The 24,148-nt window shown below is 71.3% G+C and carries 13 protein-coding genes; 2 read left to right on the forward strand and 11 right to left on the reverse strand.

The window, feature by feature from the left end; all coding sequences use genetic code 11:
• Window positions 1–77: 77 nt before the first annotated feature.
• A complete protein-coding gene (locus CcI49_RS15310) occupies window positions 78–1,646 on the reverse strand; it encodes a CoA-acylating methylmalonate-semialdehyde dehydrogenase (RefSeq protein ID WP_076827403.1) in 1,569 nt (522 codons plus the stop codon).
• Between the two features lie 201 nt (window positions 1,647–1,847).
• On the opposite strand from CcI49_RS15310, the gene CcI49_RS15315 reads away from it, so the two are divergent.
• The gene (locus CcI49_RS15315; protein ID WP_158230772.1) at window positions 1,848–3,674 is read left to right on the forward strand and encodes a PucR family transcriptional regulator; all 1,827 of its coding nucleotides are present in this window, start codon (window positions 1,848–1,850) and stop codon (window positions 3,672–3,674) included.
• Between the two features lie 123 nt (window positions 3,675–3,797).
• Here CcI49_RS15315 and CcI49_RS15320 read toward each other — a convergent pair whose 3' ends face one another.
• Complete coding sequence (locus CcI49_RS15320) at window positions 3,798–4,220, reverse strand: TOBE domain-containing protein (protein ID WP_054569254.1); 423 nt, start codon at window positions 4,218–4,220, stop codon at window positions 3,798–3,800.
• 365 nt (window positions 4,221–4,585) lie between these two features.
• On the opposite strand from CcI49_RS15320, the gene CcI49_RS15325 reads away from it, so the two are divergent.
• Entirely contained in the window at window positions 4,586–5,638 is a 1,053-nt protein-coding gene (locus CcI49_RS15325; RefSeq protein WP_076827405.1) for a phospholipase A2, read from the forward strand.
• Here CcI49_RS15325 and CcI49_RS15330 read toward each other — a convergent pair.
• The 9 genes from CcI49_RS15330 to CcI49_RS15370 all read right to left on the reverse strand — a co-directional run.
• A complete protein-coding gene (locus CcI49_RS15330; protein ID WP_054569252.1) occupies window positions 5,635–6,243 on the reverse strand; it encodes a TetR/AcrR family transcriptional regulator in 609 nt (202 codons plus the stop codon). The genes CcI49_RS15325 and CcI49_RS15330 overlap by 4 nt on opposite strands.
• Window positions 6,244–6,265: 22 nt before the next feature.
• Window positions 6,266–8,035 carry an ABC transporter ATP-binding protein gene (locus CcI49_RS15335; RefSeq protein WP_076827316.1) on the reverse strand — a complete coding sequence of 590 codons (1,770 nt, stop codon included), beginning with the start codon at window positions 8,033–8,035 and terminating at the stop codon, window positions 6,266–6,268.
• Entirely contained in the window at window positions 8,032–9,240 is a 1,209-nt protein-coding gene (locus CcI49_RS15340) for a glycosyltransferase (RefSeq protein WP_076827318.1), read from the reverse strand. The genes CcI49_RS15335 and CcI49_RS15340 overlap by 4 nt, the downstream gene beginning before the upstream one ends.
• On the reverse strand, window positions 9,237–10,049 hold the full coding sequence (locus CcI49_RS15345; RefSeq protein WP_076827320.1) for an alpha/beta hydrolase: 813 nt from the start codon (window positions 10,047–10,049) through the stop codon (window positions 9,237–9,239). Before CcI49_RS15345 ends, CcI49_RS15340 begins: the two co-directional genes overlap by 4 nt.
• 1 nt (window position 10,050) lies before the next feature.
• On the reverse strand, window positions 10,051–10,356 hold the full coding sequence (locus tag CcI49_RS15350) for an acyl carrier protein (RefSeq protein ID WP_076827322.1): 306 nt from the start codon (window positions 10,354–10,356) through the stop codon (window positions 10,051–10,053).
• On the reverse strand, window positions 10,356–14,705 hold the full coding sequence (locus tag CcI49_RS15355; RefSeq protein ID WP_076827324.1) for a type I polyketide synthase: 4,350 nt from the start codon (window positions 14,703–14,705) through the stop codon (window positions 10,356–10,358). Before CcI49_RS15355 ends, CcI49_RS15350 begins: the two co-directional genes overlap by 1 nt.
• Before the next feature lie 3 nt (window positions 14,706–14,708).
• Window positions 14,709–21,800, reverse strand: coding sequence for a type I polyketide synthase (locus CcI49_RS15360; protein ID WP_076827326.1), 7,092 nt, complete (start codon window positions 21,798–21,800; stop codon window positions 14,709–14,711).
• A gap of 147 nt (window positions 21,801–21,947) precedes the next feature.
• On the reverse strand, window positions 21,948–22,772 hold the full coding sequence (locus CcI49_RS15365; RefSeq protein ID WP_054569245.1) for an SDR family NAD(P)-dependent oxidoreductase: 825 nt from the start codon (window positions 22,770–22,772) through the stop codon (window positions 21,948–21,950).
• 1,043 nt (window positions 22,773–23,815) lie between these two features.
• Window positions 23,816–24,148: GMC oxidoreductase (locus tag CcI49_RS15370; protein ID WP_241840079.1), on the reverse strand; the 333-nt coding region annotated here is incomplete at its 5' end.

Below are 24,148 nucleotides of genomic sequence, written 5' to 3' on the forward strand. Positions count from 1 at the left end.
TGGTCCTCTCGGCCGCGGTGGTCGGTGCCCGGGCGTCAGTGCTCCGGCGTCGGTGCTCGGTGCTCGGTGGTCGGCGGTCAGGCGTTCTGGGGGAACCCGAGCTGGAGGCCGCCGCCTGAGCGACTGGCCGGGTCCGGCCAGCGCGATGTCACGACCTTGGCGCGGGTGAAGAAGTGGACGCCCTCGGTCCCGTGGGCATGGGTGTCGCCGAACAGCGACCGCTTCCATCCGCCGAACGAGTAGTAGGCGACGGGGACCGGGATTGGCACGTTCACGCCGATCATGCCGACCCGCACCTCGTTCTCGAACCGGCGGGCGGCCCCGCCGTCGGCCGTGAAGATCGCGGTGCCGTTGCCGTACGGGTTGCCGTTGACCAGTTCGAGCGCCGCGGCGTAGCTGGGAACGCGGACGACCGACAGCACCGGCCCGAAGATCTCCTCGGCGTAGATCGGCATGTCCGGTGTCACCTGGTCGAACAGCGTCGGGCCGAGCCAGAAGCCGGCGGCGTCGCCACGCGGCTCGACGCCTCGGCCGTCGACGACCAGCTTGGCGCCGGCGGCCTCGCCCTGCGCGACGAGGTCCGCGACCCGGTCCCGGTGGGCACGGGTGACGAGCGGCCCCATGTCGCTTTCGCGGTCGGTGCCGGCATGGCCGCCGGTGCTGCCGGTGCTGCCGGTGGCGACGGCCGCGCCGTCCCCGGTGACGAGCCCGCGGGTGCGTTCGGCGATCCTCGCCACCAGCTCGTCACCGATCGGGTCGACGGCGACCAGCACGCTGATGGCCATGCACCGCTCGCCGGCGCTGCCGTAGCCGGCGCTGACGGCGGCGTCGGCGGCCAGGTCGAGGTCGGCGTCGGGCAGGACGACCATGTGGTTCTTGGCACCGCCGAGGGCCTGGACGCGCTTGCCGTGGGCGCTGGCGCGGGTGTAGACGTACTCGGCCACCGGGGTGGAGCCGACGAAGCTGATCGCCGCGACGTCCGGGCTGTCCAGCAGGGCGTCGACCGCGGCCTTGTCCCCGTGCAGGACGTTGAACACCCCGTCGGGAAGGCCGGCCTCCTGCCACAGCCGAGCGAGCCAGAGCGCCGCCGAGGGCGCCTTCTCGCTCGGTTTGAGCACGACCGCGTTGCCCGCGGCGATCGCGATCGGGAAGAACCACATCGGGACCATCGCCGGGAAGTTGAACGGGCTGATGATCCCGACCACCCCCAGCGGCTCCCGACGGGAGTGGACGTCGACCCCGGTCGACGCGCTCGGTGAGAACCCGCCGCGAAGCAGGTGGGAGATACCGCAGGCGAACTCGACGACCTCCTGGCCGCGGCTGACCTCGCCGAGCGCGTCCGAGTGGACCTTGCCGTGCTCGCTGGTGATGATGCGGGCCAGCTCGTCCTTGCGGGCGTTCAGCAGCTCGCGGAAGCGGAAGACGATCTGTGTGCGCCGGGCGAGCGAGGTGGCGGCCCAGCCGGGTGCCGCCGCGGCGGCACCCCCGATGACGCGCGCGGCGGCCGGTGCGTCGGCGAGCAGCACCGCGCCGGTCGTCGCGCCGGTCGCGGGGTTGGTCACGGGGGCCGTCGCGCTCCCGGCCGGCTCGTACAACGCTCCGTCCACCCAGTGCGCGATGGTGTCGGTGCTGGTCGTCGTGGTCATGTTCTCCTGCCTCACCTGTCGCGCGGCTCGTCGCGTCAGCTCGATTAGAACGCCGCCGGCCCGCGGCCGCCTCCGACGATCCGTAACGAAGTTGGGACACTTCCTTACAGTTCGTCAGGAGACGTCCGTACGATGCGCCGGGGCGCCGGGCGGTCGACTCGGCGGCGGGGAGCGGGAAGTGGGGAGCGGGGAGGAGCCGGGGTGGCACTGCCGACGTTGCGTGAGGTGCTGCGGATGCCGGTCGTGCGCGGTGCGCGGCCCCTGGTCGTCGCCGGTGAGATCGGTCTCGACCGGGACGTCCGGTGGGTCCACTCGTCCGAGCTGCCGGACATCGCGACCCTGCTGCGCGGCGGCGAGCTCGTGCTGACGACGGGAAGCCTGTGGTCGTCCGACGAGGCTGCGCAGGTGGCCTTCGTCGCGAGCCTCGCCGACGTCGAGGCGGCCGGCCTCGTCGTCGAGCTGCACCGCCGCTGGTCGGCCGGTCTGCCCGCGGGTGTCGTGCGTGCCTGTGCCGCCCATGGCCTGCCCTTGGTGGCCCTGGGCCGGGAGGTCCGGTTCGCGGCGATCGCGCAGGCAGTCGGTGAGCGCATCGTCGACGGTCAGCTGACCGAGCTGCGGGCGGTCGAACGCATCCACACGACCTTCACCCGGCTGAGCCTCGCCGAGGCCGAGGTCCCGGAGATCCTGCAGGCGGCGCACCGGATCGCCGGCCTGCCCGTCGTGCTGGAGTCGGACGAGCACCATGTCGTCGCCTTCGCGGCCGACCCGACCGGTGACGACGCGGAGCTGCTCGCCGACTGGCCCGAGATCTCCCGTCTGGTGGGCGCCCCCGGGCCCGCGGACGCGGCCGAACCCTCCGACGGGGCCGAACCCGCACGCCCGGCCGAGCACACAGGCCCGGCCGAGCACACAGGCCCGGCCGAGCACACAGGCCTGTCCGCGACTGTCGAGGCCACGACGACCGCGCTCACGTCCACTGCCGAGCTCACCGCGACCGCGGGATCGACGCGCTGGGACGCCTCGGTCGGCTGGCTGGTCGCACCGGTCGGCGCCGGGAAGCGGCGCTGGGGCCGCCTCGTCATCGTCACCGCGCAGCCGCCCGGAGACCGCCTCGTCGTCCTCGCCGAGCGGGCGGCCGCGGCCGTCGCACTGCGGCGGCTCAACGATCGGGACCGCGACGGCCTCGTCCGCCGCAGCCACCACGAGATCATGCTGGCGCTGGCGGTCCGGCCGACCGCGGACGCCCTGCGCCGCTGTGAGCTGGCCGGGCTGCCGCTGCGGCGGCGCCGCTTCGTCGCGGTCGCGCTGCGTCCTACTGCCGGATCGGACATCGGTGACGTCGTCGCGGCCGTCGTGCACGCCACCCGTACCCGGCGGCTGCCCGCCCTCGTCAGCCAGATCGGGCCGGACGTCCACGCGCTGCTGTCCCTGCCGGCCACGAACGTCCCGGGAGGCGCGAACGTCCCGGGAGGCCCGCATGCCCCGGGCGGTGYGGTCGACGCCACGGTCGACGGTCTCGCGGCCGACGTCCGCCGGCGCCATGCGGTGGTCGTCGCGGCGTCACGACCGGTCAACGAGCCGGCGCGACTCGGTGCGACGCTCGCCGAGGCCCGGCAGGTGCTGGAGTCGGTCGGCGACACGTCCGGCGCCGACCCGGCACGGGTGGTGCACCGGCTCGACGACGTCCACGTCCGGGGGCTGATCGCGTTGCTCGGCACCGACCCGCGGCTGGCCGCGTTCGTCGACCGGGAGCTGGCCGGTCTGCGTGCCCATGACGCCCGGTGGTCCACCGACCTCGTCGGCGCCGTGCGGGCCCTGCTGGCCCATCCCACCAGCAAGGCGAGTGCCGCCGCGTCGATCCACCTGTCCCGACCGGCGTTCTACGCACGGCTCGAGAAAGCCGAGCAGGTGATCGGCGCCAGCCTGGACGACCCGGAGATCCGCACGTCGCTGCACCTGGCTCTGCTGGCGCACGACGTGGCGGCCGCCCGCCCGAACACGGCGGTTCGTCCGCCGCGGCCTGGATAGGCGCCGACGTCACGCCTCTTCGGCGGCCGCCGGCGGCCAGGCACGATGGTCGCGGGTGCCCCGGTGCCGGCCCGTGGTCGGTGGACCCGGACCGGCACCTGCGCCAGGACGCGCCGGGCCGGATCAGACCGCCGAGAGCGACACCTCGGTCGACTTGATCAGCGCCGTCACGGGCGAACCCTGGGCGAGGCCGAGGGCGGTCGCGGCGTCCACTGTGATCGCCGAGGTGAGCTCGCCGCCGTGCTCGAGGGCGATGTGTGCGACGGCCATGGCGCCACCGGTCTCCAGGCCGGACACCGTGCCGGGCAGCTGGTTGCGGATGCTCAGGCCGTCCACGCTGCCGGTGGCCAGCGCCACCTCGGTCGACTTGAACAGCACCTCGACCGCGGAACCCGTGGAAACACCGAGATCCTTGACCGCATCGAGAGTAATCGCCGCTGTCACGGTCTGCCCGCCGGAAAGGGTAATCCGTACTGTGCTCATTACTGCGCCGTCGGAAATTTCGGCCACTGTTCCGGTCAGCCGGTTACGAATGCTCAGACTCATCGTTCCCCCTGGTGTACTGGGCTCTGCCTGGCTGCTCTCCCCTCCTTACCTGAGCGGACGTCACCTGCGCACATCGACGGCGCGCCGCCGGTTCCGAAAGCGCGGACCTGTTCACGTCCGCATCCCCGTGCCTGCGGAGTGGCAGGGGTGTTGCCCTACGCATCCAAGAACATGGACTTTCACGGGAACGATCATCGTGGGATGGGTGGCCACGGCCGCCCCCGGCCGCCCTTGGTGGCGTAAGCCGCGCGCCGCGGCGCCACGGAAGCGGTCGGTGACCGACCTGTCGGTCATTGCACAGGAGAAAACGGGTCACCACGGGCCGTTCGGGACCTAGTGTGCGAATGGTCGAGAGGAAGCAGACCATGTCGGAGCGTCGAGGCCCCGCCACGCGCGTCCGGCTGTCGCGCCGTGCCGCGACAGCCGCGGCCACCATGCTGACGCTCGTCCTGCTGACGGCCGGTTGTCAGCCCGGCGCCGCTGGTCTGCAGGCCGGCGAGCCGTCGCCGTCGATGACCCCGGCGGGAACGGAGCCGACGAGCCGGCCGGATCCGCCCCGGACAACGGTTGACGCGGATCTGATCGACTCCGCGGATCCGGGCGGTCCCGCGGAGCCGGACGCCGACCCGTCGGCCGATCCGACAACGCGGCCCGCGACGCCCGCGGCGGGCGGTGACACCTGCCACCAGGTCGGCGACTTCGACGTCTGCGGGCAGATCTACACCCGCTACGCCCAGCTCGGTGGCACCACCGGCGCACTGGGACGTCCCGTCGACGACGCGACGCGAGCCGGCGTCGGCTCGACCCAGCGGTTCGAGAACGGCACGATCGCCACCAGCCCGTCGACCGGCACCCACGTCGTCACCGAGCCCGCTGCCGACGCCTGGGCGGACGGCGGCGGCGCGGACGGCCCGCTCGGCTACCCGCTGCTGGACCCCCGCCCGGCCGCAGGCGCGGACAGCGTCAGCTACTTCCAGGGCGGCGCCGTGTACGTCACGGGGGAGGACACCGACACCCACGAGTCACCCGGCGGGGAGGTGCCCGCGGTCGACGTGCCCAGCGTGTACGGGCTCCCGCTGGCGGACTTCGTCGTCGTGCGCGACGCCCGGGCGGCCGGCCCGGCCGGCGGTGAGCTGGTGTGGACGACCGACGGCTGCAGCGGCCCGACCCCGCCCGAGGTGGACGCCCTGTTCGCCGGCCCGTGCCTGCGCCACGACTTCGGTTACCGCAACTTCCTGAACGGCCCGAAGGTCGACCCCACCCAGCAGCGCAGGCTCGCGATCGACAACCAGTTCCTCACCGACCTGCGCGCGACCTGCGGGTCGGCCGGCGAACCGCAGGTGATCTGGTTCGGGGTGAAGGTCACCTGCCAGCGCGCCGCCCAGCTGATGTACGACGCCGTCCGCGCCTTCGGCTAGCGAGCCGAAGGGACCCGGCGGGGAACAAATCCCTGGGCGAGACCGTCGGTGTGCCGGTTGATGAAGTCGAGCACACTCTCGTAATCCGAACCCAGGCCGAGCTCCGCGTCGATGGCGATCAGCTGGGTGACGCCGAGCATCACCAGATGCGCCACCGGTGGTGGGCAGAGGTCCGGCGGGACGCGCAGATCGGCCAGTGCCGCGGTGAAGGCGTCGAGCTGAAGCTGGCGGTATCGCTGGTAGTACTCGACGATCGCCGCGCGGATCGCCTTGCGATGGTTGGCCAGAGCCATGAACTCCAGGTTGAAGCGAGTGCTCGTGATGACGCCCACCTCGCGCAGGTCCCACAGCTCGCGCAGCGTCGGGCGGGAGCGGACCAGTTCGTGTAGCAGCTGGAGGCCGGCGTCCGCGCGGCGGCGGAACATCGCCAGGAACAGGTCGTCCATGGTGCGGAAGTAGTAGTGCACCAGCGGCGGGGTCAGCCCGGCGTGGGCGCCGACCCGCCGTGAGGTGACAGCCGCGTAGCCCTCCTCGAGCAGTAGCCGTTCGGCGGCGTCGAGCAGACGGTCACGCGTGGTGGGCTCGGCATCGTCGATGCTGGTCACGGCACCTTCCCATCGGATTCATTCAGGTCGGGATGAGCAGCTGCGTTCTCGCGAGCTCCTGGTAGACCGGATCGAAGTCGAGCAGTTCCCGGTGGGTGCCGCAGGCGCGCACCCGTCCGGATTCCATGACGAGGATCTGGCCGGCCTCGACGACGGTTGACAGCCGGTGGGCTATGACCATCACTGTCGTCACCTCCGAGGCGGCGGCGATGGTGGCACGCAGCGCCGCCTCGTTGGTCGCGTCCAGGGCCGAGGTCGCCTCGTCCAGCAGCAGCAGCCGGGGGCGACGCAGCAGCGCCCGGCCGATCGCGATCCGCTGCCGTTGACCGCCGGAGAGGCTGCCGCCGCGGTAGCCGATCCAGCCGTCCAGGCCGCCGGGAAGCGCCTGGACGACGTCGCCGAGCTGCGCGAGGTGGACGATCTCCCACAGCTGCCCGTCACTGATGCCGGCGAGTCCCAGGGTGAGGTTCTCCCGCAGCGTCCCCGCGAGTACCGGGCTTTCCTGCTCCACATAGCCGATCGCCTGCCGCAGGTCCGCGAGCGGCCATTCCCGAATATCGAGCCCGTCGACCAGTATGCGACCCGACTGTATTTCGTAGAAGCGTTCGAGGAGTGCGAAGAGGCTTGTTTTCCCGGCTCCGGACGGGCCGACCACGGCGGTCATTCTTCCCGCGGGAACAGCGAACGTCACACCGCGATGCACGGTCGGCAGTCCGGGTCGGTAGGTGAACACGACATTCTCGAAGAACACGCTCGCACGGCTTCGGTCGGGGCCGGGCGCCGCTGATTTTGTTCCCGCGGGTTCGACGGCGAGGGCCAGGACGGCCTGGACGCGTGTGATGGCGGCGCTGCCGACCTTGAGCTGGCCCCAGGCGCCCGCCAGGGTCATGACCGGCTGGGTCAGGAAGAACATGTAGAGGAGGTAGGCGATCAGGTCCGCGAGGGTCAGCTTTCCGGCGGTCACCCGGGCGCCGCCCACTCCCAGGACGGCGAGGAACGACGTCTGCAGGATGAGGCTCGTGGACGCCCCGCTGGCGGCCTGCCATCCGGCCACCCGCAGGCCGCGCCGCCACGCCGTGTCGGCTGCGGCGGTCAGCAGGTCGATCTCGTGCTGCTCGGCTCCGGCGGCCTTGACCGTCCTGAAGGCTCCGAGGTCGCGGTCCAGGAGGGTCGCCATGAAGCCGACGGCCTCCTGGGCCTTTCCCGACGCGCGTCCGATCCTGACGGCGGACCAGCGCACCACGACGCTCATGGTCACGACGGCCGTCAGGGTGACCGCCAGGAGCATGTAGTCGATCAGTCCCATGATCACCAGCGAGCCCACCAGGCCGATCGTCGCGGTGATCGACGCCACCATGGCCTGGGTGGTGACCTGGCGCAGCAGGGTTGTGTCCGCGACCAGGCGGGAGATGAGATCCCCCGCCTCGACGTCGTCGAACACCGGTGTCCGCAGCCGGAGGATGCGCTGCGCCAGCAGCCGCCGGACGGTTCGCACCACGGATTCGCCGACCGACTCGACGACGAAGTAGCCCAGCGCGGCGATGACGGTCCCGAGGGCGACCGCCCCGGCGAGCAGCGCCAGCAAGGTGACGATCGGCTGGTCGCGAGCGAGTCGGTCCAGGATGCGCTGCGCGATGAGCGGCTGGGCCAGGGAGAACGCTGTTCCCGCCAGGGTGAGGACGCTGCCGACCGCCAGCCGAAGCCGGAAGCCGGTGGTGTAGCTGAGGGCCAGCCGCAGCGGGCTGTGTGGGCGATGCCGCGGCAGGTGAAGGTCGTGCGCCTGGGCGTTCATCGGACCGGGGTGCCTGCGTCGACGAGGCGCACCAGCAGATCCGCGGCGGCCACGGCGCCGCCGGCCCGCCGGAACGAGGCACCGATCCGCCGGGCCGCGAGCCCGTAGCCAGGCTCGCGCAGGACGGCGACGATGGCGTCCGCGATCAGGCCCGGGGTCGCCCTGGCGAAACGCAGCCGGATGCCGGCGCCCGCGTCGACCACCTGCTGGGCGACGACCGGCTGGTCGTCGCGTATCGGCGCGACGACCAGCGGCAGATCGTGCGTGAGCGCCTCACACACGGTGTTGTGACCCGCGTGGCAGACGACCGCTGCCGTGCGCGGCAGCAGAGCCAGCATGGGTAGGTGCCCCCAGGTGAGGACGTTGTCGGGGACGGCGTCGACCGCGCCGAGCGGGTCGGCCAACACGCCCTGGACGCGGTCGCCGAGCTGGCCCAGGGCCTGCGCGCAGGCCCGTAGGAAGGGCCCGCCGACCCGGTTGTTGACCGTGCCCAGGCTGACGATGATCAACGGCCGCCGGGCGTCGAGCCGTGCCCAGGGAAAGGGGTTGGCTGGCTTCGGGTCGTCCTGCGACCGGTCTTGCCTGCGCAGCGCGGGGCCGATCCAGGCGGGCGGTGGCCCCGTGATCTGGACCGTGCCGGCGAGAGCCTCGGTGGTGAAGGCGAGAACCAGATGCGGGGAACGTTCCAGGGTCGCGGGGGTCAGCGTCGTGGCCGCGTCGCCGGGCAGCCGTGCGATCAGGTCCGTGAACAGTCCGTCGAGCCACTGCCGGATCCTGGGCGTGGCGGCGAACATGTCTCCCAACGAGCCCGAGGTGGAGGCCGAGGTGGCCCACGGGATCCCCAGGCGGGCCGCGGCGAGCGGGCCGGCCAGCGCCTGCATGTCGGCGACGACGAGGTCGGCGTCGAACCGCTTGGCCGCCTCGGCCACCGACTCGTGGGTGGCGGCGGCCAGCGGGATGAGGTAGTCCTCCCAGAGCGCCTGCGCGGCGGCGTATCCCCGCAGGTCGGCGCCGCGGCTGGCGGCGCCGACGTTGCCCGCGAGCGCGGGGTGTACCACCGCGGTCGGGCCGGCCAGCTCTCTGATCGGTGCCGGGTCGCCGGACCAGACGACCCGGTGCCCGAGAAGACCCAGTTGCTCGGCCACGGCGACCAGTGGGGTGATGTGACCCGTGAGGGGTGGAACGACCAGCAGGAAGGTGCTCACGTCCGACCACCGGGCCCGGCGGCGACCGAGCTCTGGGAGAAGATCCAGTCGAGGAGCAGATCCCGCACCCGCCGGTGCGCCTCGACGAGCACGGAGTGATCCTGATCCTGCAGGACGACCGTGCGGCAGTTCGGCAGCAGGCCTTCCAGCAGGAACGGGTCCTCGGACTGGAAACCGTCGCTGCCGATGATGCTCAGGACCGGCACCCTGATCCGGCCCAGGTCCACCAGGTCCAGGAAGGGGCCGGCCGGAATCTCYTCGGCCATCGTCGTTTCCTGCAGGCGCCGGAAGGCCTGCCGTGACAGCCGGGCATGGTGATCGCCGAAGGTCGCCGAGATCAGCTGGTAGGTCTCCTCGCGGGCGAGCTCCTGCCTGGTGTTCTCCAGGACCTGGCCGACCCGGTCAGCCCAGGCCGTGGTGGGCGGTTCCGACTCGATCGACACGATGCTGGCTGTCCTGTCGGGGTGCGCCGCGGCGAACGCGAAGGCGATCGTCCCGCCGAAGCTGTTGCCGACCAGGTGCACCGGGGACGGCACGTCGAGCGCGGTGAGAAGCCCGTCGAGGTCGGCGACGAAGTCGTGCACGCGGTACCCGCTCGCGGGCCGTTCGCTGTTGCCATGGCCACGCAGATCGTAAAAGATCATGTTGATGCCGGCGGCGGTCAGGGGAGCTGCCAGGGTCAGGTAGAAACTGGCCAGGCTGTCGGTTCCCAGCCCGTGTACGCAGACCAGTGTCGGTGCCGGGCCGTCACCGCGCCCCGGTGCATGCAAATAGTGAATATCGCCGCCGTTGACGTGAATCGTCGGCATCTCAACCCGCGGTCGCGGAAGCGCTGGTCTGGGCGGTGACGTAGTCGACCAGCTCGCCGACGCGCAGGGCGATGACCTCACCGAGTTCTTTCTCGGCGAGGAACTCGGCCATGCTGACATGGTCGCCGTAACGTTCGGCCAGCAGGCCGCCAAGCGTCACCAGGTCTATGCTCTCCAGTTCGAGATCGCTGTGGAAGTACGTGTCCATGGTGACCTGGGTGGGCGGCGAGCCGTATTTGCGGATGATTTTATTGATCATGTCGTTGATTTCGGTCAACACCTGGCTGGCAGGACTTTTTCTTGTCATCACGCCTCGGTTCTCGTTGACATCGCATGCGTCTCGTTGTGCCGCTCTTCTTCGGCGGTCGCCGGCTGGGCGATCGCCCTCGCCGCGTCCGGAGTGCTGGTGACCGAGACGGCGAAGGGCGGCAGGGGATAGCCGTGGACTCCGGCCACCGTGACGGCGGCGGCGTCCCGGTCCGGTGGCTCGACGCGGTCCGTCACCCGGATCTGGACGGGGAAGACCTCCCGGCGCCCGGCCTTCCACAGCTCGCCGCGAACGGCGTCCTTCACCGCGATCCGCCGCAGCAGCCATTCCCTGCGTTGGCGCGGTGGCGTCAGGTCGTACTCCGGCCGCTCGGCCGCGCCGATGTACCGGCTCAGCACCATCTCCCGGACGGCGAGATCCGCCCAGCGCTCGGTGGCGACGACGGAGCCGTCCGGAGCCTGCTGGGAAAGGGGGTGCAGCTCCGGCCAGCGGAAGGCCTCGTCCAGCTCCGCGGGCAGATCGAACCGCCGGTCCACCCAGCCGTGGACCACCGCCCAGACCTGGTTGCCGTCGACGAGCTGCATATGGGCATCGACCTGGGAGCCGTTGATCTCGCGGACCCAGACGTGGCAGGTGACCGGGGTCCCTCGCGCCGGTTCGGGGCCGTGGAACTCGATGGCCCCGAACCGCACCGGGAACATGACGAACCGGTCCTTCTCCCGCATCCTGATCCAGTAGCCGAGCAGCTGGCCGGCGGCGTCCAGCAGTGCTCCCGGTGTGCCGGTGCCTCGCAGCACCGCCCGCACATGGGAGGGGCCGTACCCCAGAAAGGTGGTCACGGCCTGGAAGGCCGGCCCGTGGAACATCATCCGTGTCCGGTACAGATCTCGACCGGTGATGGTGGGCGCCTGCTCGGTGTCGTGGTCCACCGGCCACCGCGGCGGCCGCACATCGGAATACGCGTCGGCCACCCGGACCAGCCCGCTCGCGTAGCCGGCGAAGGTCACCCGGAATCGGTCCGAGGCCTCGGGCCGCACACTGACGGCGACGTCGACCGGCGGCTCCGCGCGCAGCCAGGAGTCGAAACGCACGTCGTAGACGCCGACCGGAATCCGGCCCGACGCCTGCGCCGCGTAGTCCGCCATCAGCCGGACGATGGTCGTCGCCGCCACCACCGGCCGGCTGTCCTCCAGATCCGGCCAGGAGGGCGGCTGCGGGGTCATGGAATGGTCAAGCAGGTAGGGCATGGCGGCCACCGAGACCCGCAGGGTCGACGTCCATCCCTGCCCGGAGGGCTCCTCACGCAGGACGCCCGTGGAGCTCGCGGGGCCGGCGCCGCGGCCGACCTCCGGCGCCGGCACCGGCACCGGCACCGGTTCGGTGGTGTGCGTGTGCGTGTGCGCCAGCAGGGCGGCAGCGGTGTCGGCGGTGTCGGTGATCAGGTCCAGGATCTGTCTGGCCATCGGATCCCGGTCCGCCCAGGCCGCCAGCGGGTGCCCGGCCATCGCCGTCGCGGGCTGCCCCGGCCCGGCCGTGGGTGGCCCGACGCGCGGCAGCCGCGTCGGGTCGACGGCGGCGACCTCCGCGCCCAGGGCGAGCCGTACCAGGGCGGTTCGACCGCCCGGGCCGGACGCAATCGCCGGTCCGTCCAGCACCGCGAAGTCGGGGTTCCCGTGTTCGACCCAGAGGGCCACCGCGACCCGGCGGAGCTGGCCGATCCCGTCCCGGTGGGCGGAGTTCGCCGGGATCGTCAGATGCGGCCGGTCCTCCAGCACCCCGTCGATCAGCCCACCCAGCCTGCCCGGGCCGACCTGGATGAACACCCGGACGCCAGTCGCGTACATGGCCTCGATCGTCTGCCGGAACAGGACAGGCTCGACCAGATGGCGGATGAACAGCTCACGGACGGCGGCCAGATCGGCGGGGTACGGCGCGCCGGTGGTCGCCGACCACAGCTCCACCCGCGCCGCCTGGCGGATACGGAGGCGATCCGTCCGGGCCCGCAGCGCCGGCAGATAGGGCAGCAGCATGGGCGTGTGGAAGCCCGAGCGGAAAGGCATTATCTGGACGACGACGTTCTTCCGCCGCAGCCGGTCGGCGAGTCGCTCGATCGCCGCCGGCGGGCCACAGACAACCGTGCTGAGCGGCGCGTTGTCGTGCGAGAGAACCACATCCGGAAGGTCGGCTATGAACTTCCGGGCATCGTCGCTCGAGCAGGCCAGCGAGGCGTAGTCGACCTGCGGAACGTCCCCGTCGTACGGATCGGCGGCGAAGACGCTGGCGTCCGCCTCGCTTTCGTCGAACATTCCGGCGGCGAACATCGCGCTCCACTCGCCGATGCTGTGCCCGGCGAGGGCGTCGGGCTCGATGCGCATCCGCCGCAGCACCCGGTCGAGCACCCGGCTGACCAGCAGGACGCTCGTACCGTGTGTGCCCAGCGCCGCGGCGGAGAGGTCCGGCGGCAGGGAGAACCCGAAACGGTCGGCGACATCGTGGATCTGTGGCGAGAACTCCGGTTCGAGCCCGGGGAAGACGAACGCGGTACGGCCGGCGCCGGGCCCGCCTGCCAGCGGTTCCGCACTGGCCCAGACCTCGCTGCGGCCGCGCCACGCCTGCCACGTCCCCAGGCGCATACCGCCGACCGCGTGCCGGGCGGCGGCGAGTCGTCGCGGGGTCGGGTTCACCAGACCGAGCCGTGCCCCGACGCCGGTGAAGGCGGGCGTGCCCACCGCGTCGCGCCGCAGCGTCTCGTCCTCGACCTCGACCATGACCGCCAGCTCGTCCGGTGTCGCCGCGGCCAGTCTCAGGACCACCTCGGGCTCGGCCACGGCGCTGAGAAGGCTCGCCCTCTCCCTCGCCCGCGGGCTCGTGTCTGCGGCCGGGTCTGGAGCGGGCGGCGCGGCAGCGGGGGACTCCTCCAGCACCACGTGCGCGTTGGTACCGCCGAACCCGAACGCGTTGACGCCGGCGCGGCGCACGCCCGCGGATTCCCACGGCACCGGGGCGGGTAACAGCCGAAAACGGGTGGTGGTGAGCGCCGGATGCGGCTCGGCGCAGTTCACCGCCGGCAGCAGGACCCGGTGGTGCAGCGCCAGCACGGCCTTCACCAGTCCGGCGATGCCGGCGGCCGCCATGGTGTGCCCGATCATGGCCTTGACCGAGCCGAGCGCGGCGAGCCGGGTCTCGTCCGGATCACCGTCGCCGGGGCCACCGAAGACCTGGGCCAGGGTTGCCAGCTCAGCCTCATCCCCGGTCGGGGTGCCCGTCCCGTGGGCTTCGATCAGGCCCACCGCGTCGGCGGCGCGTGGGTCGAGGCCGGCGGCGTCCCAGGCCCGTTCGATGGCGGCCGCCTGCCCGGCCGGATCGGGACTGACCAGCCCGCCGCCGCGCCCGTCACTCGACACGCCGGTGCCGCGGATCACCGCGTAGATCCGGTCCCCGTCCCGCCGCGCGTCGGCCAGCCGCCGCAGGACGACCATTCCGGTGCCCTCGCCGATGAGAAGCCCGTCCGCGTTCCGGTCGAACGGCTGACTGCGCTGGGTCCTCGACAAGGCCCGCAGCTGCGTGAACACACTCCACAGGGTGATGTCATGACAGTGGTGGACGCCGCCGGCCAGCATCGTGTCGCACCGCCCCGAAGCCAGCGCGGACACAGCGCTGTCCACGGCGACCAGCGAGGAGGCGCAGGCCGCGTCGACGGTGAACGCCGGGCCGCCGAGATTCAGCCTGTTGGCGATCCGGGAGGCGGCCAGATTCGGGACGATGCCCATGGCCGACTCCGGCGCCTCGGGGCCGAGCGGCTCGAGGAACGCCGCGCGGATCCTCTCGAGATCATCACTGTCGAGGTCGGGGAGCAGGGCGCTGACCGTGTCGACCAGGTGGCGGGCGGTTCGTACCCGGTGATTGAGACGGACGAAGCCGGGGCTGAGATACCCGCCGCGGCCGAGCACGACGCCGGTCCGTCGCAGATCGCCCAGCCGTTCGATGCCACCGGCATCGTCGATCGCGGCCGCCGCGACGCGCAGCGCGATGAGCTGGTCGGGCTCGATGCTCTCCACCTCGTGCGGCGGAATGCCGAAGCGGAGCGGATCGGCGTGGGCGAACTCGTCGACGAACCCGCCGCGCCGACAGTAGATCCTGTCGGCGCTGGGCCTGCCGGTCGCTCCCCGCGGGTCGTAGAGTGCCGGATCCCAGCGGTTCGGCGGCACCTCGGTGATGGCGTCCGTGCCGGCCAGCAGGTTCCGCCAGTATGTGTCCAGGTCCGGGGCTCCGGGCAGGAGCACCGCCATGCCGACCACCGCGATCGGCGGCTGCCGCCAGTCCGACGAGGCGCCCGGAGGTGTGGCGGCTGTGGGTGTGGCGGCTGTGGGCGTCGAAGAAGTGGACATCGCCTACCAGCCGGAAGCCGTGTACACGACACCGCAGATGTCACGAGGCCCCCAGGCCAGCTCCCGCAGGAGGCTTCGGTGGCCCTCGTCGGGGTCGATCAGGTCCACGCCGCGCCGGACGAAGTCCTTCTCCAGGTCGGAGCTGACCATTCCGGGGTGCCGCGGGTCCGGAGCCCAGGGGCCCCAGTGGACCGTGAGCGCCCGCAGGCCGGTTCGGGCCTGCCAGTCCGCGCCCAGCGTCTCGAGCGCGTCGTTGGCTGCGGCGTAGTCACTCTGGCCTCGGTTGCCGAGCACGCCGGCGATGCTGCCGAAGAACACCACCGCCCGCGGCGGAAAGGGAAGCTCGCCCAGCGCCGCGAGCACCGTGCGGGCACCGGTGACCTTGGTCTCGAAGACCCGTCGGAACGCCTCGGGTTCCTTGTCCGCGATCAGTCGATCGGCGATGATCCCGGCGGAGTAGACGACCGCGTCGATCCGGCCGTGACGGGCGTGGACCTGCTTGATGAACTGATGGACCGCCTCGGTGTCCAGGACGTCGAGTCGGTGGTATTCGGCCCGCCCGCCGCGGGCGCCGACCTCGGCCAGCGTGGCCCGGATCTCCCGCTGCGCCAGCACCAGCCGTGCCCTGCGGGCCACCTTGCCCGGGCTCTCCTGCCCCAGGCCGCTCAGGATCCTGATCAGTGCCTGCTGGTCGACCGCCGCCGCCAGCCGCGGGTCCTCGTCGTCCGCCGGCGCGGGGGTGCTGCCGGCGAGCTCGAGATGGCATCGGCCCGCGCCCGCGAGCAGCGTCGTGAAGCCCGCCGTGATGCCCCGGGCCCCGCCGATGAGGATGACGACGGCATCCCGGTCCAGGCCGAGCGCGGCGGCCTCGGCCGCGCCGTCGTCGGCAGGTCCCGCACCGACCGACGCCATCGGCCCGGCACCGACCGCCGTCAGCGCCTCGGTCTCGCGCCGCGCCCCGTCGTGGAAGACGACCGCGGCGGGTCCCGGAGGCTCGTTCAGCTCGGCCACCACGAGATCCCCGAGCCTCGGTACCGCGTCCGGCCCGGCCTCCAGCAGCCGGACGGCGATCGCCGGGTACTCCCGGCTGATCGTGCGGAACAGCCCGCGCAGGCCCGCTGTGCGGGTGCTGCCGGCGGGTGCCACGGCCAGCAGCCAGCGCAGACGCCCGCGGAGCGCGCTACGCAGCGATCCGAAGGCGCCCGGCAGCTCCGGCCCGCCCAGGTCGCCGCCCCACCCGGCCAGGTACAGGACGCCGTCGAACGCGCTCAGGTCGGCGGCGTCGAGGTCCTCGCCCACCCGGGAACTGACCCGCGCACCGAGTTCGACCAGCCGGCCCGCGACGGAGGTCTCGATGGCCGGCTCGGGGCCGCGCCCGATCACCACCCAGGAAGTTCCGGCCAGATCAGCCTGACCCGGTGCCGCCGGCGACGGCTGCCGCGTGATCATGAAGCGCTGTGGGCTCCTGCCGCGTGCCCGGCCGGGGGGATCGGCCTGGATCGTGGGGGAGGGAGATGGTGCGGACGGCGCGGCGGTCTGGTCGGTGATCCAGGAGACGATGCCGCGAACGGTGCGCAGGCGGCTCAGTTCGTCGACGCCGCCGCTGCGGTCGGCGAACCCGAACTGCTCCGCGAGCGTGCCGGCGAGTTCGGTGCGTTTGAGGGAGTTCACCGACAGGTCGGTCTCGAGATCGAGGTCGATCTCGATCATGTCCGGTGGGTAGCCGGTGCCTTCCGCGATGACATTGACCACGGCCGTCGTGACATCCGGCGCCACCGCCACCGGCACTGGCACTGGCACGGGTGCCTGCACCGGCACCGCGGCTGGTGCCACTGCCGGCGGCGTCGTCACGGCGGCCCACGGCGCTCCGCTGGTGCCAGGGCTCTCGACGGTCTGGCCGGGCAGCGCTGGAGCGGGCAGAAGCTCGGCGAGGGTACGGCTCCGCGGAGCCGGCGCGGCATCCACGCCGAGGTAGGACAGCAACACGTCCCGTTGCCCGGCGAGGTTGTCCCGCGCGGTCTGCAGGAACTGGCTGACCAGAGCCCCAGGCGCGGGCGCGGTGGGCGCGCCGGGGAACGCGGCGGCGGGCGCGCCGCTCGGGGACAGCTGGACTCGCCGGGCGGGGACCAGGCCGCCGGGCACCGGCTTCCCGTCCGCGAGGCAGATGCTGCGCCCGTCGACGCTCCACCGGTGGCGGTCAGGGGGCATCGTCGCGGTGCGGTCGACCGCGTTGCGGCCGTCGACCAGCCAGTCCGTGCGCAGGGGCACGCCCGCGACGGCGAGCGCTCCGACCGCGTCCAGGAAGCCGGTCAGCCCGCCCCGACGCCCGTCGCAGGCGACCGCCGCGTGCGGCCGGTCGGCGAGGATCGAGGTGACCAGGCCGGTGAGCACCCGGCCGGGTCCGGCTTCCACGAACACCCGCGCGCCCGCGGCGTACATCGCCTCGATCTGTTCCACGAACCGCACCGGCGCCGCGATCTGTGCGCCGAGCTCGACCCGTACGGCGTCGCCGGTCCCGTCCGTGGCCGGGTAGGGGGCAGCCGTGCGGTTCGACCAGACAGGGAGCACGGGGGCGGTGACGCGGGCCTGCTTCAGCGCCGCGGCGAAGACCTTGCCCGCGTCAGCGACGAGCGGGCTGTGGAAGGCGCACGCGACGGGCAGCCGGACAGCGCTGTGCCCAGCCTCGCGAAGGAGCCTGATCGCCGTTTCGACATCCGCTGTCGGCCCGGAGATCACGACCTGGTCGGGACCGTTGTGGTTGGCGAGGACCACCCTGCCTGCGAGCTGGTCGGCGGCCAGCACCGACGTCGCGGCCGTGACGGTGGCGCGGACGGCGGCCATCGCGCCCTGGTCGGGTTCTGCGCTCTGGTCGGGTTCTGCGCCCTCGGCGGCCGGATGTCCGCTGACGGCGGCGACGATCGCCTCGCCCCGCGCGGCGGAAAGCTCGAGCAGGGTCTCGGCGTCGAAGGCGCCCGCCACGCAGAGCGCCACCAGCTCGCCGTAGCTGTGACCGGCCGCCAGGTCCGGTGTCAGGCCCAGCCGAGACAGCAGGTGGTACATCCCGAGACCGGCGACGCCGAGAGCGGGCTGCGCGATCCGGGTGTCCTTCAGCCGCTCCGCCGCGCCTGCCACTGCGCCTGCCACCGCGCCTTCAGCCGCGTCGAAGTGCGAGGGCGGCAGGATGGCGCCCTCCCACGCCTGCCCCAGCCGCAGATAGTCCCGCAGCTCGGGGAACGCCACGAACAGCTCGCCGAGCATGCCCGGTCGCTGGCTTCCCTGCCCCGGGAAGAGCATGGCCACCTTGCCGGAGGGCGGCCCGTCGGGGAGCGATCCGTCCGCCACGAACAGCCCGCCGCGTGGATCCGATCCGCCGCTCGCCGCCAGCGCCAGCAGACGCGCGCAGTCATCGAGGTCCCGGGCGACGACAGCGATCTGGACCCGGCCCTGTCGGGCCTGGGCCATCGCCACGGTGGCTGCGATGTCACGCAGCGGCCACGGCCGGCCCTGGGCGTCGTTCGTGGCCAGCAGGTTCCGCAGCTCCGAGACGGCGTTTAGCGCCGCCGCCAGGTCAGCGCCCCGGAAGAGCAGCAGCTCAGCCGGCCACTCCTCGAGGGCGTGCCGGGAGTCCACCGCATCCGGGTGGCCAGTGAGCACGGCGTGGTAGTTCGCCCCGCCGAAGCCGAAGGCGCTGATCCCGGCGACCCGTTCGGACGCCGGCGGGGACCAGGGCCGCGCCGTGTCCGAGAAGACGAACGGGCTGACGTCGGGAGCCCACGCCGGGTTGGGCGCACTGATGTGCAGGGTCGGTGGCAGCACTCCGTGATGTAGCGCCAGGGAGACCTTCACGAGGGAGGCGAGGGCAGCCGCGGTCTTGGTGTGCCCGATCTGGGATTTGACGGACCCCAGGGCGCAGGAGCCGGCGGCGGCCCCAGCCTCGGTGAACACCTCCGTGAGGGCATCGATCTCGGTGCGGTCGCCGACAACCGTCCCGGTTCCGTGGGCCTCGACCAGACCCACCTGGGCGGGTGAGACGCCGGCCGCGCGGTACGCACGGTCGAGCGCCAGCCGCTGGCCCTGCGGGCGCGGGGCGGTGAGGCCGAGCGAACGCCCGTCGCTGGCCGCGCCGACTCCCTTGATCACGGCGTACACGCGGTCACCATCGCGTTCGGCGTCGGCGAGCCGCTTCAGGACGACGCAGGCGACCCCCTCGCCCAGGGTCGTTCCATCCGCCTCGGCGGCGAAGGGCCTGGCTCGACCGGTCGGCGAGAGCGCGCCCACCGAGGAGAACATCAGATAGTCGAAGATGCCGTTGTGCAGGTCGGCGCCACCGCAGATCATCACGTCGGCGCCGCCGAACCGAAGCTCCTTGCAGGCCATGTCCAACGCGGCCAGGGACGAGGCACAGGCGGCGTCCACGGTGTAGGCCGGCCCGCCCAGATCGAGCCTGTTCGAGATCCGGCTGGCAATGATGTTGCCGAGAATGCCGGTGAAGGTCTCGGGCGTCACCCGGGGAAGCAGATCGTCGAGCTCCGCGGGTACCTCTCCGAAATATGCCGGCAGCAGCGCACGCAGGGTCAGCGCCGCGGAAAGGTCACTGTTGGGCTCGGTTCCGAAGACCACTCCGGTCCGTGTGTGATCGACCTCGTCCGCGTCCAGCCCGGCGTCCTCGAGGGCACGGCGCGCGGTTTCCAGCGCGAGGACCTGGACCGGCTCGATGCTCGCCAACGCGGAGGGCGGGATTCCGTAGCGCAGGGGATCGAAGGGGATCCGCGGCAGGAAGCCGCCCCATTTCGAGCGGGTTCTCTCCCCGCTCGGCCCACTGGCCTGTGGGTCGAAATAGATCTCGGTGTCCCAGCGGTCCGCCGGAACAGGGGTCACGGAATCCTTGCCGGCAACCACATTGGACCAGTAGGTGGCCACGTCGGGCGCGCCCGGCAGGACGCACGCCATTCCGACGACCGCGATGTCCAGCGGTCCAGCACCGAGGGCCGTCGGCGGGTCCGCCAGACCGTACTCCGCCCGCAGCCGGCGAGCCTGGTCGTGGAGGTACAGGCGTGCGCCTTCGGTGACGCTTTCGTGGAGCATCCGGACTGTCGTGGTCGTCGACCGGAGGACAGCGACCTGCCCGGCCATGAAGAGTCCCTCGTCGCGCTGCTGCTCCCGGCCGACCGAAACCAGGCTGTCGCCGCGTCGTTCCAGCCCCTTGCTGGCCACCCTGAGCCGACCGATGTTCAGCTGTTCCAGTCGTTCCCAGATCTGCTCATCGGCCAGGCCCTGCGCACGCAACTCGTTGTTCTCGGCCCGGAAGCGGTCAACGTACGGGCTCTCCACACAGCGGGTGACATGGCCCGGGGCGGTCCGCAGGAGCGCGGTCCTTCCCGCCGCCACCGCCTGGTGTTGAAACTCCTCCTGGATGGCCCCGTGTTCCACGGCCTCCTCGGTGAACAGGTAGGCCGTGCCCATGAGCACACCAACGCCGACGCCGCGGTCGATCAGCGGACGCGCCATCGCGGCCACCATCGCCGCCGAACGGGCATCGTGCACACCGCCGGCGAACAGGATCTGGATGTCCGTGGACGGGTCCACACCGGCCGAGGACGCGCCGATGTGGTCGAGGAGCACCGAAATCTGAGCCTCCCACAACGGGAAGCTTGCGCGCGGGCCGACATGGCCACCGCACTCGGAGCCTTCGAAGACAAAGCGCCGGCAGCCGGCAGCCAGATACTGGCGGAGGAGTACCGGCGACGGAACGTGCAGGAAAGTCGGAATCCCGATTTCCTCAAGATCGGCGGCCTGAGCGGCCCGGCCACCCGCGACAATCACACAGGAAGGACGGATATCGCGGACGGCTTCCAGCTGGGCCGTGCGCAGGTCCTCGGGAGCGAACCCCAGCAGACCGACTCCCCAGGGCCGCTCACCAAGCAGATCTCGGGTCTCGGTCAGCAGCTGGCGGGACTGCTCTCCGTTCGCCAACGCGAGCGCGAGAAAGGGAAGAGCCCCGTCATCCGCGACCCTTTGCGCAAAGCTGGGGCGGTCACTCACCCTGGTCATCGGTCCCTGCGCGACCGGCCTCGTGATTCCCAGTGCGCGGCACAGGGGCGACTCTCCGGAGAAGACGGCCTCCGAGACACCGCCACCCACCGTGCCCGCGGCGGTGCCGAGCTCCTGACGGATCGCCTGGACCACCTTTGCCACCGTCCCGAACCGGGCGGCGAACTCCCGGGCGAGGAACACGTCCTCGCCCACTGGCAGGAGCTGCAGGTCGGGGTCATCGCCGCCCAGGCTGGAGACAACCACCTCGGTGGGCCAGCTTTCAGCGTTTCCCCTGGTTCGCCTCGCAGTCGCCGACTGGTGGACACGATGACCGCCGGTAATCACGGTCTCGGTGCCGTCCATCCTGCGCAGCGCGGCTGCGGTGGGCACCGGCGTCGAGGCTTGTCGAAGCAGCGCGAGTTGGGTATCCAGAACCACCCCGACGGCGCCTCCGACCACTGCGGCCACCGCCGTCCGTAAGCCCACGCCGCCCCAGCACCACACCGGCAGCGAGGAACTTCCGCGGCATAACTGGTCCGCTTCCAGAATCTGCTGCAGCAGGACAAAGGAGGAGAGCTCGCCGATTCGACCGCCGGCCTCGCTGCCCCGTGCCAGAAATCCGTCGGCACCCGCGTCCACCGCTGCTGCCGCTTCACTGAGGCTAGTGATCTCGATCAGGAGCCGGGCGCCGGGAAGCTCTTTCTTCAACCTGGCAAGCTGACGCCTGCTATCGGGGCCGGCCAGCGCATCGCCGGACCAGAACACGGTGTCGATCTTTTTCTCGTGTTGGGCCAAGTAATATCGGGCCAGTTGCGCGGGTTCGGAGACTCGAATGCCGAACGAGGTACCGGAAATCCGTGAGGTCAGGCGCAGGGCGGCGGCCGCCCTGGTCGGGTCGCGGCCGAGGTCGAGCACCCCCAACGCTCCCGCGCCACCGACCGCGGCGACCAGCCTGGGATCTGGTAGGCCGAAAGGGCTGACGCCGATAATCTGATCCCGTCGCCGAATGTGTGTCCGGGACCCGTCGATCTGGTCGCATCCGTTGTCTCGACTGTGTTTCATGCCGTTTTTCACAGGTCACATCCATCGTGTCCGTGGGTCAGCCGGTCGAGTCCGGTGCTCCTGCCTGCGTTGTTCGAGGCAGCTCAGATCTCGAGGCAGATCAGATCGGGTTCCTGCGACTGAATCAGTGATGGGGAAGGGGGCCAGTCAGACCGAGATACCACCGCTGGTGCGGCTGGCAGCGGAGAAGAGGGACGCCCGTCTTCCGGACAGCCATTCGTCGATGTCTGCGGCCTTCTCCGCAAATGCCGCGTCAACCTCGAGATGAGGCGTGATCAAAAAGCGGTTGGCCGCCAGGCCCTGAAAAGCGCAACGGGCGACCTGTTCGGGCTCCAGGACCGGGGCGCTCGCCACCACCGCCCGCGCAGACGGGTGGCCGGAGTCGAATCCGTTCCTCAGCATGTCCGTGTTGACACCCAGCGGGCACAGCGCGCTGATCTGAACACCCCGGCCGCCGTAACTGAGTGCGAGCCATTCCGCCAGGGCAACCGCGGCAGCCTTCGTCACGGAGTAGGGGGCGTCGCCCGGGAGACCGAGCAGCCCGGCGGCCGAAGCAGTGATCAACAATGCACCCGAGCCGCGGTCCACCATGGCTGGGAGCAGTGCCTGCGCGACATGGACGTGAGCCATGACGTTCACGGACCAGGTCCCGGCCCACTGGCGCGGCCGGGCTTCCAGGCCGGCACCGACGGCTATCCCGGCGTTGGAGCAGAACACGTCGACAGGGCCGAAATCCTTTTCGGCGCAGCGGATGAGGCTGTCGATGTCCGCCCGGTCCGCGACATCCACGCGGACGGCCTTCGTTCGGCAGCCCTGTCCTGCCACAATCTCGGCTACTCGTTTCGCCGCGGCCAGGTTGACATCGGAGACCACGACGGTGCCGGCGCCCTCCACGGCAGCCCGTACGGCCAGCGCCGCACCTATGCCACTTCCGCCGCCGGTGACCACAACCAGCTTCCCGGCAAGAAGCACAGCACCTCCCCTGATGAATGTGGCGTCGCCGAACTCTGACCTCGGTCGGCGCGGGCCGACTGTGCATCTCGTCGCCGCTGGCGATGAGTGTGAGAGCGTTCCTCGACAGTGAGCACTTACTCAGGTCACAGCGCAGCCTAGGACTGGCCAAACCGGGACGCAAGGTCCCGGATGAACTTGAACTAGTGCCAAATTCCGCAAGGTTCACCGTGGCTGGCTGGGTGATGGACGTGCCGTGCTAGGTGAAACCTTGCGAACAAGGCGCTAAAGGTGCTCCGGAGGCCGCCATTGGCGGGTGGGTGACGGCATCGGCGGCCTCATCGACATCCCCTGGTGGAGGTCATGCGGCACCATGTGCCGGACTGGCGGTCAAACCAACCGGGCGGCTAGTTGGACTGGATCCAATTAACTGAGAACGCCATTTTCTTCCGTAGAAAATTGCTTTAAAGCAAATGGTGTTCCGGCGGACCTCGAGTGTGCCCGGAGGGCAGGTCCGACGCAGGCGGCACCGCCTGGTGGTCTCGTCGGGGCCTCTCGTCCACCGGGCGGAGGTCTGCCGGTGCCGTCGGTCGGCCCAGGGTCGCTCCTGACAGGGTGAGGTGACGGACAGCCCGGGTCGACCCGGGCTGTCCGCCGGTCCGCTGCTGGTGCCGCCATCGACGCGAGCAGGCGGCGGCAATCATGTTCCGGGTGCAATCGGGCCCGTCATCGCGACGACGGAAAATCTGCCGGCGTAGCGGTACTCGGCCGGGATACTTCGGTGGTGTGTTCCTGTCGTCGAAACCCACCCGGGGCGCGGACTCTCAGCCGGAAAGTCCGCGCCGACAGGTCCTCTCGGCCTGGGCGGAGGACGTGACACGTCGCGTCCGTGGGCCCAGACCGTCTCGAGCGGACTCACCTCAGGTCGCATATCGGAATTCCTGTCGACATGTCATGCCGAGGCTTCGAAATGGGCCGACGCCGTGTCAGGAGCGTTGGCCGGGAATGTCCGACTGCCGGCGGGAGTATTGGACCAGTAGTCGAACACTCCCCGGTTCTTCTGTTCAGAAGATGGTGCCGACGTCCTGGGTGACGATGCGGGACATGCTGTGTTCGGCGAGGGCGGCGATGGTCATGGACGGGTTGCACGCGCCGGTGGAGCCGGGGATGCGGGCGCCGTCGAGGACGTAGAGGCCGCGGTGGCCGACGACGCGGCCGGTCAGGTCGACGGCTGATCCCATGGGGACGCCGCCGAGGGCGTGCCAGGTCGAGTTCTCGGTCAGGTTGGTGTCGATCATGACGCCGCCGCCGGTGAGGGCGAGGCCGGTCATGCGTGCGGAGATCAGGGTCTGCAGTGCGGTGTCGGCGCCGATGGGCCAGGTCAGGACGGCGTCGTC

It is taken from the genome of Frankia sp. CcI49 (assembly GCF_001983215.1).
Lineage (GTDB): Bacteria > Actinomycetota > Actinomycetes > Frankiales > Frankiaceae > Parafrankia > Parafrankia irregularis.